Genomic DNA, 15,950 nt, shown 5'->3' with positions numbered 1-15,950 from the left:
AATTACCTATGACCAGTTTAAGCCGTCTTCAGTATCTCCATGAAATTCAGTAATTTGAAAATCTTTTTCTGTTGATTGTTCATGCCCAAAAAACATACCAAACCGCATTATCTGCTTTTGGATTTGAGATTTCTCAGGTTCTAAAAAAGTTACAATAACACGGCTTTCTGATACATCAGATGGTAATTCTGAAAGTTGTATATTACCGTTCTTGTACACTCCTTCAATCGATTGCAACATTAGTATTTCCCAAATTTCTACTCATATAAATTATAAAGTTAATACTAAAAAGATGCCGACTTGCTTAAAAATATCAAATTTTGGGGTTGTACTGGCGCCAACTGCTGCTGTAACTACATATCAATAAGCTTGTTGTACTCTGCATAACTCCCGATCCAAAACCACAAAATACCATCCTTAACTTCTACATCCAATGCCCTATAGTTTCGCAGTATTTACCAACCTTCTTGAAATGCAGTGATGGATGAGAGGGATGAGACTTGAGTAGTTCGTAACACCGATCAGCTATTTGCTAAACCTCTTCAGGCAGAACATTGTAACGTTCCCAAAATCGATGAGTTGTGTAATGCATCAAATTGTTCGATAGTTACCCGCCTCGAACTCAGCGATCGCTTCTTGTGCAAAAGCTTCCAGTTTGCCATCAGCAATGTCTTTCTCTAATTGTTCATCCCACCGTTGATAGTCTAAATCAGCAAACCATTGAATGAGCTTCTCATACTCGTTAGGTGGCAGTTGAAGAATCGCAGACTCAATTTGCTCAAGTGTCAGCATAAGGATACATCACCTTTACTCCAAGCAAATTATAGCTTTCTCAACTAATGATCTCGACCGTGCTTGTATGCTTTGCATCTCGATCTGAAATTCGCATCTATTTGGATTAAGGCAGAAATTTATTTCTGTAACTGAGACTCTAGGTAGCGATCGCCAACCTTGCTATACATGCTCTACCCATTATGTCAAGCAAACCTCCACTTTTATTAATCAGCAAATAGGCGAACTTGAACCAAAACCCCCACGCAATCGGGGAATTCTCGACAATCCTGATGAACTCTACCGAAAATATGGAATAACATTTGGGTGTGCTTCAAGAAATTGTGTACAAGAGTTGAAAATGACGATATGGCAACATCTAATATCCTCAAAGAACCACTGCTTTTGCGTCTGAGTCGCTTGTTTAGTGGGTTGCGTGGTGATTTGACGGGAGGACTAACAGCAGCAGTGGTAGCATTACCTTTGGCTTTAGCCTTTGCAGTCGCCAGCGGTGTGGAACCAAAGGCAGGACTTTACACCGCGATTGTGGCGGGAATTGTCGCAGCAATTTTTGGTGGTTCGTCAGTACAGATTACAGGGCCAACAGGTGCAATGGCTGTGGTTTTGGTGGGAATTGTCGCCAAGTACGGCATTGAGAAAGTTTGGATTGCTGGGGTGATGGCTGGAATTATCCAAATTGCTTTGGGGGTTGCCAAACTTGGACAGTTAGTGAAGTTTATTCCCTATCCGGTGACGGCAGGTTTTACTAACGGTATTGCCGTCATTATTTTTTGTGGTCAGTTAAATAATTTCTTTGGTTTAAAATTACCACGGAGCGAACATTTTCTACCGGGACTTTGGCAAAGTATAACTCATGTAGAAGCTCTAAACTGGGCAGCGGTTGCTTTAGCTGTAGTGGTGATTGCAACTAATGTTTTGTGGCCTAGGATTAATACGACAATACCAGGTTCTTTAGTAGGGCTGGTGTTAGCAACTGCGATCGCATCTTCTTTCCATCTAAATGTACCAACAATTGGCACGATTCCCCAATCTTTACCGATGCCTCAAGGTATCCCCCACTGGAATGATTTTAGTGTGATTCGGGAACTAATTAATCCGGCTTTGGCTTTAGCTGCACTGGGAAGTATTGAATCGTTGCTATCGGCGGTAGTAGCTGATGGGATGACTGTTAGCGAGAAACACAATAGCGATCGCGAATTAATTGGTCAAGGTTTAGCTAATATGATTGTGCCATTTTTTGGTGGCATCCCCGCCACAGGTGCGATCGCTCGGACTGCTGTCAATGTCCGTTCTGGCGGTAAAACCCGACTATCTGGGGTAATTCACGGTGTTGCTTTAGCGATAATCGTTTTAACTTTAGCACCCCTAGCAGCACAGATTCCTTTAGCAGCACTTGCTGGGATTTTAATGGTGGTTAGTCTGCGAATGGTTGAGTGGGAAGCCATTGGTTTATTAATGCGTGCTACCTACTCCGACTTTGCTGTAATGATTCTCACCTGGCTAGTCACAATCTTGTTTGACTTAGTTCTCGCTGTCGAAGTGGGATTGATTGCAGCCGGAGCGTTATTCATCAAACGGATGAGCGATTTAAGCTTAGTTAAAATACCTGAAACCGAAGTATTTCCCCCTGGTACTCCTCTGGAATTAGGTAAGGAAATTGCCGTTTATCGGGTAGATGGCCCCGTATTTTTTGGTGCTGCTGAAAGGTTTGCTACTTTCCTCCGTGATGAACCGGAAGTAAAGTATTTAATTCTCCGGTTGCGGTTTGTGCCAAATATGGACACAACTGGGTTAGTAGCCTTAGAGGATATTTATCATGACTTGGAACGGCACAATTGCCGCTTAATTCTCACAGGGTTACAACCCGAAGTCCAACAACTATTAGAACGTACAGGATTGTTAAATACAATTGGGTTATCAAATTGTTTTGAAACAACCACAGATGCGATTTGCTCTATCTCTCCCCAGATTGCATGTTCTCAACCTGTAGCAGCTGATTTGAAAACAAAAGAATTGATGGAATTAAATGATTGATATCATGTCAGAAACTATCTGACTACTGCCATAGTTAAAGCCTGTATTCGTTACCGAATCAGGCTTTTGAAGTATTTTTTTAAATTTGTACGGACAACTTCAGTTTAATTACTGAATAGCAAATCCTTCTGGTCTGATTGCATCTTCCAAATCAACGCCCATCAGATTAGCTCCCTGGATGTTTGCATTTGTCAGATTTGTATTTTCCAAGTCTGCGTTTTGTAGGTTAGCAGTTTGCAGGTTAGCTCCTAGGAGGTTGGCTTTCTCTAGGTCTGCATCAAATAGGTTCGCTCCCACTAGGTTTGCTCCCAAAAGGTTTACCTTGCCTAAATCTGCTCCTTGAAAGTTAGCCCCTTGTAAGTTTGTTTGCTGTAAGTTAGCTCTTTCTAAGTCTGCATTTTGTAAGTTAGCACCTTCTAAGTTTGCCGCTTGCAGGTTTGCATCCTTTAACATTGCTCCAGTCAGATTACAGCCAACACATTCATTGGTTTGTAATAAATGTCTAACGTTATCTGCTACAGAGACTATTGGGGATAGGACTGGTGCTGTCACAGGCTCCATTGGCGATACAACCGGAGATATGACTGGTGCTGTTACAGGCTCCATTGGTGATTCAACTGGAGCTAGTTCCGATTCCGTAGGTATGGATGGTGTTAGTGTTTGCGCTCTAGCGCTGGGCTGGATAAGCAGAGTAAATCCCGCGACAACTACCATAAACACTGCTGTTACGAGCCACTGAGTTAATTTTTTAGAGTTTGATTGATTCATTAGTTCCTTCATAATCTGATTCCTATTGGTGGGCTTGCTTTTATAAGAGCCATCGATAATGTGCTTTATTCTCACTTTAGATAACTTGATTGATAAGAGCAAATATTATTGTTATTCATATTGATAAATTCAAGTGATTGATAAATCTTTTTGGATGGGAAGCGATCGCTGATTTTTTTGCTGACATCAGGGACATAACACCCATCAAGAATTTCAAGTTTTCAGATTCAGATGCGTAAGCGTAGCCCGTCGCAGACATAGTGTGGAGCGTCTATCGTAGGCATAGTTTACCGCACAACATCGCCTCATATTTAGTTCCCAAGCATTGCCAAACTAGGTAAAAGTCGATATGTTTCACTTTTAATCAAGATAGAGAGTCCCAAGTAAATTAAGACAAAGGGAAAGATTTTCCGACCGTAGCGAGTTAAAACAGGTGTCATCAGAGGATTACGAGTCAGGTTGTAAGAGAGTAAGCACCACGTACCAACAGTGAAATAGCAAACACACAGAATTACACCCAAACTTGGAAGATTGCTACTGGCAAACAACGGTACATAAATCCCAATATTGTTTCCTCCATTGGCAATGGTGACAGCCGAAACGCGGTAGGTTTGAGGATCGCGGATGGTTGCGAATAGTGATTTCTTTTGGCGTCCAGATTTAGTAGGAGTTAAGTCAACTGACACAGCTTGCACTGTTTCTTCTTCTTGTTCTCGACTGATGAAATTACTGATACCGATAGCAATGGGAAGCAAACCTAGCAAACCTATCCAGGTACTAGGAATAAGCATACCGCCGAAAAAACCAGGGAGACTAGCACAAACTAAGACAGTGAATCCCAGAAATTCACCGAGAACAATATGCTTAGGACGAAAGCTGCGATTGACTTTTCCGAAGAAGGCCGTCAAGTATAAATTGTCGTCAAAGGTGGTTGCAAAAGCGACAGAGATTCCAATAATTAATGTACTAATTAGCCAACTCATAATTGTTGCTCACGATAATTCAATGCTGTTTGTCTTACATCCTTCTCTGCTTCTCGATGTGAATGCAGTTCAGGAGATTTTGTGACTGTTGTACTTAACGACAACCAATCGAGGTTCGCTAGTAATCAGTCAATTTTCCAATTTGTAGGATTTTTAGAGGCGATGCCTATAGCGCTAAACTATGCCTCTACTCAAATTGGTGATTTTTTTCTCAGCAAGGTACCTTGGGAGCTAATGAACTCAATATTATGGCTTTCAGCCAAATAAGAGCAAATACTCTTGTTTTTTAAAACGATAAATAAAAGTGATTAACAAATTGACTATATATTTTGGGCTTTCTACATGACAACTAAACCGCATGGAAGAGAGTAGCAGTTCGTCATACCTCATACTGAGTTAGTATCTGAGAAGTTTAAGAGCGATTGCTCCTATTGAAGAGAACCCTTGTCAGATGCTAAAGGCTGGGATATTCTTGGCAGCTAGCATTCAACATCGGTTAATATGACTAATCGCCCTCTAACTTCAGTTTCAGGATGTCCAGTAATGTTGGATTTAACTTGTAATTATGTTAACCAGTGTTGACCGTTTATTATTTGTCCGGCGAGTCCCGATTTTTAAGGAATTGCGGGATGATTTTATTGTGCGGCTCACTTCAGTGATGAACGAATTGTCATTTCCAGCTAATTACACCATCTTTCGACAGGGAGAAGAAGGGCGATCGCTCTATATTGTCGTGTCAGGTCGAGTTAAAGTTCACATTGGGAATAAACAATTGGCAGAGGTGGAACAGGGAAAATACTTCGGTGAGATGGCAGTATTTGATACTCAACCTCGTTCCGCCACTGCAACGACTCTGGAACCCTGTGAATTTTTAGAACTGACGCAAGAGCAGCTGTATGATGCGATCGAAGAAACTCCCGAAATTGCAGTGAATATCATTCGTGAATTATCCCGTCTGATTCGCAGATTGAATGATGATATGAATGTGACCTCTTTGCGGAGTTAATAATCAACGGAAATCGGCGGGAATCCCATCGTTTCAAGGGGTAGAAGGTATAGCAGCCCGCCGATTTAGTCATTAGTCAGTGGTCATTAGTCATTTGGTACTAATGATATAGCGGTTCCCAATTGCATGAAATACAGACCTAACCCCCAGCCCCTTTCCTTCAAGGAAAGGGGAGTAAGATTCAAACTTTCAAGCAATATTGCTGGCTATTGTTATGCTACCTCTATAGTGTCGAGGAAACATAGTAATGTTGAAGGTTTTTGCTGACCGTGGTGGAACATTCACAGATATTGTTGCTGTTACTAATAATCAAGCAATTATAGATGGACTCTCAAAACACCCTGAACGTTTTTTAATTGTCCCTTTGCATAATCAGCAATGGATTATAGTATACAAACTCCTTTCAGAAAATCCTGAACAATACCAAGATGCAGCCATCCAAGGTATTCGGGATATTATAGGTATTGCAAACAACGAACCTATTCCTACGGAAGCGATAGAAGTGCTAAAAATGGGGACAACGGTAGCAACAAATGCGCTATTAGAAAGGAAAGGCGATCGCGTCGTTCTTCTCATCACCAAAGGGTTTAAAGATGCGCTGCGAATTGGCTACCAAAATCGTCCTAATATCTTTGCTCGTCATATTATTTTACCAACCATGCTTTATGAGCAGGTGATTGAGATAGATGAACGCTATGATGCCAAAGGAAATGAATTAATACCGATAAAGATTGAACAAGTCAAAAATGACTTAGAAGCAGTTTACCACACAGGAATTCGGAGTTGTGCGATTGTTTTTATGCACAGCGATCGCTATCCCAATCATGAACAACAAATAGCCCAGCTTGCTCAAGAAATCGGCTTTACGCAGATATCCATATCCCATCAAGTTAGTCCTTTAATGAAGTTGGTTAGCAGAGGAGATACAACAGTAGTCGATGCTTATTTAACTCCGATTCTGCGGCGCTATGTCAACCAAGTAGCGAGTCAGTTACCCGGAGTCAAATTAATGTTCATGAAATCTGATGGCGGTTTAGTCGCAGCCGAGCAATTTCAAGGTAAAGATAGTATTTTAAGTGGCCCGGCTGGCGGTATTGTTGGCGCAGTTCAAACTAGTAAAAGAGCAGGTTTTGAGTTAGTTATCACCTTTGATATGGGTGGAACCAGTACAGATGTTGCCCACTTTAAAGGAGAGTATGAACGACAACTAGATTCGGAAATTGCTGGGGCGCGGATGCGAGTTCCCGTATTAGCAATTAATACCATTGCTGCTGGCGGTGGTTCAGTTCTCTTTTTTGATGGTTCTAGTTATCGTGTCGGCCCTAAATCTGCTGGCTCAAATCCTGGCCCTGCTTGTTATCGGCGTGGCGGGCCATTAGCGGTTACTGATGCTAATGTGATGTTAGGCAAAATTCACCCACAATATTTTCCCTCAGTTTTTGGAATTGATGGAAATTCACCTTTAGATAAAGATACTGTCATCCAGCAATTTACACAATTAGCCCAAGACATTCAAGCCGCTACATTAAATCATTCTACTCCCGAAGAAGTAGCCGCTGGATTTATTGCGATCGCAGTGGAAAATATGGCGAATGCAATTAAAAAAATCAGTCTGCAACGGGGTTATGATGTTACCCAATATGTGCTTTGTTGTTTTGGCGGTGCAGGTGGGCAAGTTGCTTGTTTAATTGCCGATACCTTGGGAATGAAAACAATATTTTTACATCCTTATGCTGGCGTTCTCTCTGCTTATGGAATGGGATTAGCGGATGTTAGGGCAATTAGAGAAGGAGGAGTTGAACAACCTTTAAGCCAAGCATTAATCCCTAAACTACAGCAGTTAATGGAATATTTAGAAGCTCAAGCTATAAGTGAAATAGATGAGGCACTGAGTAGAGTAGAAGTAATCCGAAAAATTAACTTAAAATATGAGGGAACTAACTCTACAATGGCCATTAATTTTGCCAATAATGTGGTATTGATGCGACAAGATTTTGAAACTGAACATCAATCTCGCTACGGTTTCATTCAATTAGAGAAAAACTTAATTGTCGAATCAGCTTCAGTGGAAGTAATTCAGAAAATGGATACTCCCGAAGAAGCATTAATTACTCGTACCCGTTTTCTAGATGAAGCCCCCGTATGTGTTGAAATAGTCAGAATGTTTAGTCATAATAAATGGCATGATACACCTATTTATCGACGGGAAGATTTGCAACCAGAAGATAGTATTAATGGGCCTGCGATCGTCGTTGAAAAAATTGGCACAATTGTAATTGAGCCTAACTGGAATGCCAGATTAACTGAACGTAATCATCTGATTTTAAAGCGTAAAGATGGATGAATTGATCAGGCTTAATCTGTATTTGCAGGAGAATCAATATCAGTTATTTTGGTTACATAATTTGTATTTTTAATAAAAAGAAATCAACCATGCAGATAAAATCTCAACCAGATCCCATCCGTTTAGAAATATTCAAAAATCTCTATCAATTTATCGCCGAACAAATGGGAATTGTGTTACAAAACACGGCTACATCAGTGAATATTAAAGAAAGGCTAGATTTCTCCTGTGCTATTTTTGACTCATCAGGATTATTAGTAGCAAATGCCCCACACATTCCCGTACATTTAGGCTCAATGAGTGAAAGTGTCAGAAGTTTAATTAACGATAAAGGCGACACCCTAAAACCGGGAAATGTCTATCTATCTAATAATCCCTATAATGGCGGAACCCACCTTCCTGATGTCACTGCAATTACCCCTGTATTTTTAGAAAGTAGTGAAAATAATCCATCCCCAATGCCCAATGCCCAATGCCCCATGCCCATCTTTTTCGTTGCTTCTCGTGGACACCAAGCCGATATGGGTGGAATTACTCCTGGCTCAATGCCTCCTGACAGTACCACAGTAGAAGAAGAAGGAATTCTCTTTGATAATTTCCTTTTGGTTGAAGAGGGAAAATTTCGAGAAAACTCAGTAAGGCAGCACCTCTCAAATCATACTTATCCGGCTCGTAACCCTGACCAAAATATAGCTGATTTCAAAGCACAAATTGCCGCAAATGAACGGGGAGTTCAAGAACTTCGTAAAATGGTTTCACAATATGAGCTTGATACTGTTCAGGCTTATATGACATTTGTGCAAGCTAATGCTGAGGAGTCTGTTAGACGTGCGATCGCAGTTCTCAAGGATGGCTCATTTACTTATAAAATGGATGATGGCTCACAAATTCAAGTTAAAGTGACAATTCACCCAGAAAATCGCAGTGCTACCATCGATTTTACTGGGACTTCTCTACAACTAAATAGTAATTTCAATGCTCCTAAAGCTGTAACTCAAGCAGCAGTATTATATGTCTTCCGTACTTTAGTTGATGATAATATTCCTCTCAATGCTGGGTGTCTTAATCCTCTAGAAATTATTATCCCGGTTGGCTGTATGCTCAATCCAACCTATCCAGCAGCAGTAGTAGCAGGTAATGTAGAAACTTCTCAAACCATTGTCGATGCTTTATATGGTGCTTTGGGTGTCATGGCTGCTTCTCAAGGAACGATGAATAATTTTACTTTTGGTAATGAGCAATATCAATATTATGAAACTATCTGCGGCGGCTCTGGAGCGGGAATTGATTTTGATGGAACTGATGGTGTCCATTCTCACATGACGAACTCCCGCTTGACCGATCCAGAAGTTTTAGAAACCCGTTATCCTGTACTTTTAGAAAGCTTTAGTCTTCGTCCTGATAGTGGTGGTAAAGGAAAATATTCGGGTGGAAATGGAGTTGTCCGCCGCATTCGATTTCTAGAACCTATGACAGCTAATATTCTCTCTGGTCATCGGGTTGTTTCTCCCTTTGGATTAAATGGTGGGGAAGCAGGAAAATTAGGACGCAACTGGATACAACGTCAGAATGGAATCGAAGAGAATTTAGACAGCACAGCAACAGTAGAGATGAAAACTGGAGATGTTTTTGTAATAGAAACTCCTGGCGGCGGTGGATTTGGTCAAATCTCTTAATTAGAAAGTTTAGCTAATCACTAATACCCAAGTTGATATACACAGATATAATAGAAAATTATTTGTGTCCGTGTGCGCTGAAAAAAACAAAATGGTATGGACTCCCTTACATGCAAAAATTCATCGCACCATCCGATCGCGCCACTTATTTGAGCGCAACCAGCGACTATTAATCGCTGTCTCCGGCGGACAAGATTCTCTGTGTTTAATAAAATTACTTTTAGATTTACAATCCAAATGGGGATGGGATTTAGGTATCGCTCACTGCGATCATCGCTGGCGTTCTGACTCTCAAGCTAATGCTCATCACGTCGAAAATTTAGCTAAAACTTGGGGTACATCCTTTTATTTAGAAACAGCGAACAAACCGATAAATAGTGAAGCGGCTGCACGCGATTGGCGCTATCAAGCTTTAAGTGCGATCGCACAAGCAAATAATTATCAATATATAGTAACAGGACACACCGCTAGCGATCGCGCCGAAACTCTCCTCTACAATTTAATTCGCGGTACTGGTGCTGATGGTTTACAAGCCTTGACTTGGCAACGTCCTCTAACTACAGGCATTATGTTAGTGCGTCCACTTTTAGAAATTACTCGCTCACAAACAGAGCAATTTTGTCACGAATTTAAATTACCAATTTGGGAAGATTCTACCAATCAAGATTTGCAATATGCCCGCAACCGCATTCGCCAAGAACTAATACCATATTTGCGAAATAATTTCAACCCCCAAGTAGAATCAGCCTTAGCCCAAACAGCAGAACTTCTCCAAGCGGAAGTGGAATATTTAGAAAAAGCTGCCCAGCAGTTGCGGGATGGGGCATTGGACATTGGGGATGAAGAAGATTCTCTTACTCTTCTTCCCTTACGGTTAAATCGTCGGGTATTGCAGAACGCACCATTGGCCTTGCAACGTCGGGTGATGCGTCAGGTATTGCAGCAAATACTAACTGATGCACCTAGTTTTGAACACATCGAAAAATTAACGGCTTTAATTATAGCGCCCAACCGATCGCAAACCGATCCATTTCCTGGTGGTGCGATCGCTCAAGTAGAAGGCGACTGGATCTGTTTTAAATAGTTAGGAGTGATGAGTTAAGACTTTATACGGTGTTTTTAAAATTACGTAACAATCTATCTCAATACTGAATCTTCTTGTCTCATTCCTGACACAATCTCACGCAAAGGCGAGGGCATTTGCGTGAGACAATCATATTAATCTAAACTTCAACATCCAAAGCACGTACCAAAAAAGCCCATTTATCTGCGGCTTCTTCGATAATTTTAGCCGTGGGTTTACCCGCGCCATGTCCTGCTTTCGTCTCAATTCTAATTAGAACTGGCGCATCACCAGCGTGAGCCTCTTGCAAAGCTGCGGCAAATTTGAAACTATGAGCAGGAACAACGCGATCGTCATGATCGGCTGTGGTAATTAAGGTTGCTGGGTAAGCTGTATCGGGTTTGAGATTTTGCAATGGCGAATAAGCATACAGCACTGGAAACTCTTCTGGATTATCTGCTGAACCATATTCGGAAGTCCAAGCCCAACCGATGGTAAATTTGTGAAACCGCAACATATCCATGACGCCGACTGCTGGTAAAGCCGCACCAAATAAATCGGGACGTTGCGTTATGCAAGCACCAACTAATAAACCGCCATTACTACCACCTGCGATCGCTAGCTTATCAGTCTTAGTATAATTATTCGCAATCAACCACTCAGCAGCACTAATAAAGTCATCAAAGACATTTTGCTTTTTATCCTTCATTCCTGCTTGATGCCATTCTTCGCCATATTCTCCACCACCGCGTATATTTGGCATAGCATAGACACCACCCATCTCCATCCACACCAAAAGACTCACAGAAAAACCAGGTGTCATTGAGGCATTAAAACCGCCATAAGCATAAAGATAAGTTGGGTTATTTCCATCTAATTTTATGCCCTTTTTATGGGTGATAAACATTGGCACTCTAGTACCATCTTTGCTCTGATAAAATACTTGTTTTGTCTCGTAATCATCTGGATTAAAATCTACCTGCGGCTGACGGAAAAGGGCACTTTTTCCAGTTATCATATCGTAGCGATAGATAGTTCCTGGTGTGGTGAAACTGGTATAGCTATAAAAAGTTTCGGTATCATGACGCTTACCACCAAAACCTCCGGCTGAACCGAGTCCCGGTAATTCAACTTCGCGTACAAATGCACCATTGAGGTCAAAAATCTTGATTTGACTGTGAGCATCTTTGAGATAATCAGCAACAAATTGGTTATTGAGTATGCCAACACTTTCCAACGTTTCCGCAGATTGAGGAATGATTTCTCGCCAATTCTCTGGCGAAGGGTTTTTCGTGTCAATCGCAATAACTTTTCCCCGTGGTGCATTTAAATCTGTGCGGAAATAAAAGACACTATCATCATTGTCGATAAAGCTATAATCTGCCTCGAACTGGTTAATTAGTTCTACAACTTCAGAATTAGGGTTAGTTAAATCTTTGAAGAAAACCAAATTTTTAGAGTCAGTACCCAACCAAATTGAAATTATTAGATAGCGTCCATCTTCAGTAACTCCACCACTAAAACCCCATTCCTTTTGGTCAGGACGATGATAAATTAGTACATCTTCTGATTGGGGCTTACCTAGTTGATGATAGTAGAGTTTTTGATAATAGTTAACATCTTCTAATTGAGTTTTTTCGTTCGGTTCATCGTAGCGACTGTAGAAAAAACCTTGGTTATCGTATGTCCAAGATGCGCCAGAAAATTTAATCCACTTCAGATGATCTTGGAGGTCTTCACCAGTTTCAATATTACGTACTTTCCATTCTTGCCAATCAGAACCAGAAGACGATAAACCATAAGCTAAAAGTTTGCCATCCTCGCTAATGGACAATCCAGAAAGAGCAATTGTCCCATCTTCTGAGAGCTTATTAGGGTCGAGTAAAACTTTGGGTTGGTCGTCGAGAGTTTTCAAAGTGTAAAGGACACTTTGGTTTTGCAGCCCGTAATTTTTAAAATAAAAGTAGCGTTCGCCTTCTTTAAAAGGGATACCATATTTTTCATAATCCCAAAGTTTGGTGAGACGCTGTTTAATTTTTTCCCTAGCAGAAATTTCACTCAGGTAGCCAAAAGTAACTTGATTTTGTGCCTCGATCCAAGTTCTTGTTTCTTCAGAGTCAGGATCTTCTAACCAACGATAAGGATCTGCGACTGAAGTACCGTGGTAGTTATCGACTTGATTACTTTTGTAGCTGGATGGGTAGGTGAGAGGTTTTTTAGAAGAAGGCATAGTTTTAGGTCAAAAGTGCTTCTTTACATACTACAAAGATAGACCCCTTCCTAAACCTACGAGAAAATTCCCAGAGGGCAATACAGACCAAAACACTTGTAGAGACGGCGATTTATCGCGTCTCGAAAACCCGCAATTTTGTACAATTAGCCCTTAACCCAAGCGTATTGTCCCAGAGGGTACTAGTAAATGTAGACAAGCGATGTCTCAAAGGGGCTACACCTACGCGCATTTAATTTTTTAAGCTTTTGAAACTAAGCATTAGTTGGACTACTAATGAGTTTCTCCCCTTTCAGCATTCGCGCTGCGGCTTCGAGGAGAGCTTCTTCAAGATAAGGCTTGGTAAAGTAGCCACTAGCACCGAGTTGAGATGCAATTTGTCTGTGCTTATCTGCACCCCGTGAGGTGAGCATCGCGATCGGTAAGTGGTTGAGGTTAGAGTCTTTCTGGATGCGAGAGAGTAATTCCAGTCCATCGCAACGGGGCATTTCTATGTCGCAAAATACGATATCGCAAGGCAGACCGGAGCGGAGTTTATCCCAAGCTTCCTGCCCATCACGCGCCTGTTCTACGCGATAACCTGCCTTATTAAATGTTAGAGATAGCAACTCTCGGACTGTAATCGAGTCATCGACAATCAGCACTGTCGGGTCAATCTTCGCAGGAGAGGTATCTGGAGGAGTAGCTTTTTGTTGCCAAGAATTGCCACCACTTTGTGTAGAAATTCGTCCCTGGAAGATGTCAATTATTTCCAGCACGTCAGCAATGGGCATAATCCGACCATCACCCAGGACTGTAGCACCAGCTACACCAATGGGTTTAGGTGCTGGGCCTTCAAATTGCTTAATTACAATTTCTTGTTCGCTCAACACCAGGTCAATCTGTAGAGCAATCAGAGTATTTGCCGATCGCACCACAACCACAGAAACCATGTCATCATCTCGCGTACCGCCATAGACATTACCACGACTGATTTGGCGATTGAAAGTTAAAAGTTCCTTTAGAGGTCGGAATGGCAGTACCGTATCGCGCCAAGAAATAAATGATTGTCCATTGGCATCGTGCTGAATATTTTTGACTGGGATATCCAGCGTATCTTCTACACCATCCATCGGGAAGGCAATTCTGGAGCGATCGGAGACGCAGCAGAGAGCTTTACAAATACTCAGAGTCAGTGGTAAGCGAATGGTGAAGGTAGTTCCCTTGCCGATCGCAGAATCGGTGTTAACTGTCCCACGAATTTCGCTAATCTCAGAACGCACTACGTCCATACCCACGCCACGACCGGAAATTTCATCTGCTTGGTCTTTAATCGTAAAACCAGACTGGAATAGCAGATCGTAGACTTCCAGACGAGACATGGCTTTTGCTTGCGCTTCTGTAATCATGCCAATTTTCACTGCCTTCGCCTTAACCTTTGCTGAATCGATACCTGCGCCATCATCGCCTACAGAAATGATGGTTTGGTTGCCTTGGTGGAAGGCGCGGATGGTAATGATTCCCACAGGTGGTTTACCAACAGCTTGGCGTTGTTCTGGCGTTTCAATGCCGTGAGCGATCGCATTATTCAACATGTGAGTTAATGGATCGGTGAGATGATCCAAAATCATCTTGTCAATTAAGGTATCACCACCTTCAATCACCAACTCGACTTGTTTGCCACACTTGATAGCATTGTCGCGCACTCCTCGCCGCCAGCGATCGATAGTTTGAGCAAAAGGCACCATTCGCGCTCTAGTTAATCCCTCTTGTAACTGGGTGGTTACTTGGCGGAACTGCCTTGCGACTCGCTCGGTTTCTTCGGTAACAAAATCAATGTCACTAGCCGACTCACGCACTCGCACAATCCGCTCAATCATCTGCTGTGAGAGTGTATGGAAGGGTGTAAAACGATCCATTTCTAACTCGCTAAAACCCCTGTCGGCATTGGAATCTGGAGCTTGAAAGCCGGGGTCTTTCTTTTTACGTCCAGCTAACAGAGAAGCTTCTAGTAGCGATCGCTCATACAACTCTTGCATCCTTGCGCCCACATCTGAGAGTTGTTGTACCTGAATCAGCAAGTTATCTAATGACTGCCGCAGCCGTTCATGATCCTGCTCTAAAGTATTGCGATTTACCACCAACTCTCCAACTAAATTACTCATATCGTCCAGTTGCTTAACTGGAACCTTCATCGTTTCTTCAAATCTCGCAGCCCGACGAGTAGAGGGGCGGGGAGTTTTGCTGGTGTTCGATTTTACTGAAGGTGAATGGGATATTGTTTGATCTGCTTCTGCCAGCAACTTCTCCAAGTCACCGAATTCATCTTTGATCGCTGGTGATGAAATGGGATTTTTAGCCAAGACTGGTTGAATCTCTAAGGGCTGGCGTTGGCGTAGCCCGTCGTAGACATCGCTTTCATTATCTGTACCTAGCAATTCTTCCAGGGCAGCAAAGTCTACTTCTGGTATCTCCTTGGCTTTAGGGATGGGTGCTACTTCCTCTCCTAGTAATGCTGCCAAATCTGCAAATTCATCTTCTGGAGCAATTTCTTCAACGATTTCTGTAGTTGCCAATTCTTCATTTGGAGCAAGAATTGCATTTTCTCCCTCTGACACTGATACCGTTTCAGATGTCTCCCCTAAATCCCACAAATCGGTTTCGACATCTTCCTGAATAAGCGTTTGTGTGAAGTCATGGACAGCTTGTGAGTCAATTGTTGCTGTATTCTCTTCTAATTCTTCCTGCTTTTCTGCTTCTGGCAAAGCATTTTCTGTAAACAATAAATCATGATCAAAACTCAGTTCTGTATCTTCAAAAGCTGTGTTTTCTGCGAAATCAAAGGTAGTTTCTAAATTATTTTCTTCAGTATCTAAAATTTCTGGGCTTGTCTGGGCTGAATCTGAAGTTTCCCCAAAACTAATAGTTTCTGATAATTCATCCACAGCATTCTCTGTGGGTTCCATCTGAATATAGGTGGAATCATTTGCAGCGACATCTTCAAACAGCAGTTGCGGATTTTCATCGAAAGAGCCGAACAAATTATCTGGCTGTACTTCGGTTAATCCTGAATCC

Annotated in this window: 11 protein-coding genes and 1 pseudogene; 5 read left to right on the top strand and 7 right to left on the bottom strand. The window is 41.9% G+C overall.

Going from position 1 to position 15,950, the window contains the following annotated elements:
* Positions 1-6: 6 nt before the first annotated feature.
* From A4S05_RS36745 to A4S05_RS36740, 3 genes and pseudogenes are all read right to left on the bottom strand, one after another.
* Positions 7-240 (bottom strand): hypothetical protein, encoded by a 234-nt coding sequence (locus A4S05_RS36745; protein ID WP_069074679.1) that lies wholly within the window; start codon positions 238-240, stop codon positions 7-9.
* 113 nt (positions 241-353) lie between these two features.
* Positions 354-592 (bottom strand): annotated as a pseudogene (locus A4S05_RS44005) (hypothetical protein).
* Positions 592-792 carry a hypothetical protein gene (locus A4S05_RS36740; RefSeq protein WP_069074678.1) on the bottom strand — a complete coding sequence of 67 codons (201 nt, stop codon included), beginning with the start codon at positions 790-792 and terminating at the stop codon, positions 592-594. The pseudogene A4S05_RS44005 and the gene A4S05_RS36740 overlap by 1 nt, the downstream one beginning before the upstream one ends.
* A 348-nt stretch (positions 793-1,140) precedes the next feature.
* Between A4S05_RS36740 and A4S05_RS36735 the strand changes: the two genes are divergently transcribed.
* Positions 1,141-2,826: a SulP family inorganic anion transporter gene (locus A4S05_RS36735; RefSeq protein ID WP_069074677.1), complete on the top strand. Its 1,686-nt coding sequence runs from the start codon at positions 1,141-1,143 to the stop codon at positions 2,824-2,826.
* Positions 2,827-2,934: 108 nt separating this feature from the next.
* On the opposite strand, the gene A4S05_RS36730 is transcribed toward A4S05_RS36735, so the two are convergent.
* On the bottom strand, positions 2,935-3,594 hold the full coding sequence (locus A4S05_RS36730) for a pentapeptide repeat-containing protein (protein WP_069074694.1): 660 nt from the start codon (positions 3,592-3,594) through the stop codon (positions 2,935-2,937).
* A gap of 311 nt (positions 3,595-3,905) precedes the next feature.
* Positions 3,906-4,577: a cadmium resistance transporter gene (locus tag A4S05_RS36725; protein ID WP_069074676.1), complete on the bottom strand. Its 672-nt coding sequence runs from the start codon at positions 4,575-4,577 to the stop codon at positions 3,906-3,908.
* 565 nt (positions 4,578-5,142) lie between these two features.
* Here A4S05_RS36725 and A4S05_RS36715 point away from each other — a divergent pair.
* The 4 genes from A4S05_RS36715 (at position 5,143) to tilS (ending at position 10,687) form a co-directional block, all read left to right on the top strand.
* Positions 5,143-5,583 (top strand): Crp/Fnr family transcriptional regulator, encoded by a 441-nt coding sequence (locus A4S05_RS36715; protein ID WP_069074674.1) that lies wholly within the window; start codon positions 5,143-5,145, stop codon positions 5,581-5,583.
* A 247-nt stretch (positions 5,584-5,830) separates the two neighbouring features.
* On the top strand, positions 5,831-7,927 hold the full coding sequence (locus A4S05_RS36710) for a hydantoinase/oxoprolinase family protein (protein ID WP_069074673.1): 2,097 nt from the start codon (positions 5,831-5,833) through the stop codon (positions 7,925-7,927).
* Between the two features lie 89 nt (positions 7,928-8,016).
* Positions 8,017-9,603, top strand: a complete 1,587-nt coding sequence (locus A4S05_RS36705) for a hydantoinase B/oxoprolinase family protein (protein ID WP_069074672.1) — start codon at positions 8,017-8,019, stop codon at positions 9,601-9,603.
* A gap of 91 nt (positions 9,604-9,694) precedes the next feature.
* Positions 9,695-10,687, top strand: coding sequence for a tRNA lysidine(34) synthetase TilS (gene tilS / locus A4S05_RS36700; RefSeq protein ID WP_069074671.1), 993 nt, complete (start codon positions 9,695-9,697; stop codon positions 10,685-10,687).
* Positions 10,688-10,826: 139 nt separating this feature from the next.
* Here tilS and A4S05_RS36695 read toward each other — a convergent pair whose 3' ends face one another.
* Both A4S05_RS36695 and A4S05_RS36690 read right to left on the bottom strand, forming a co-directional pair.
* Positions 10,827-12,896, bottom strand: coding sequence for a prolyl oligopeptidase family serine peptidase (locus tag A4S05_RS36695; protein WP_069074670.1), 2,070 nt, complete (start codon positions 12,894-12,896; stop codon positions 10,827-10,829).
* 254 nt (positions 12,897-13,150) lie between these two features.
* On the bottom strand, positions 13,151-15,950 hold a 2,800-nt coding region (locus A4S05_RS36690; RefSeq protein ID WP_256091392.1), incomplete at its 5' end, for a hybrid sensor histidine kinase/response regulator.

The organism is Nostoc sp. KVJ20, from assembly GCF_001712795.1.
GTDB lineage: Bacteria > Cyanobacteriota > Cyanobacteriia > Cyanobacteriales > Nostocaceae > Nostoc.
Note: the sequence above shows the minus strand (reverse complement) of the source record. Positions and strands in the feature narration are given on the sequence as shown.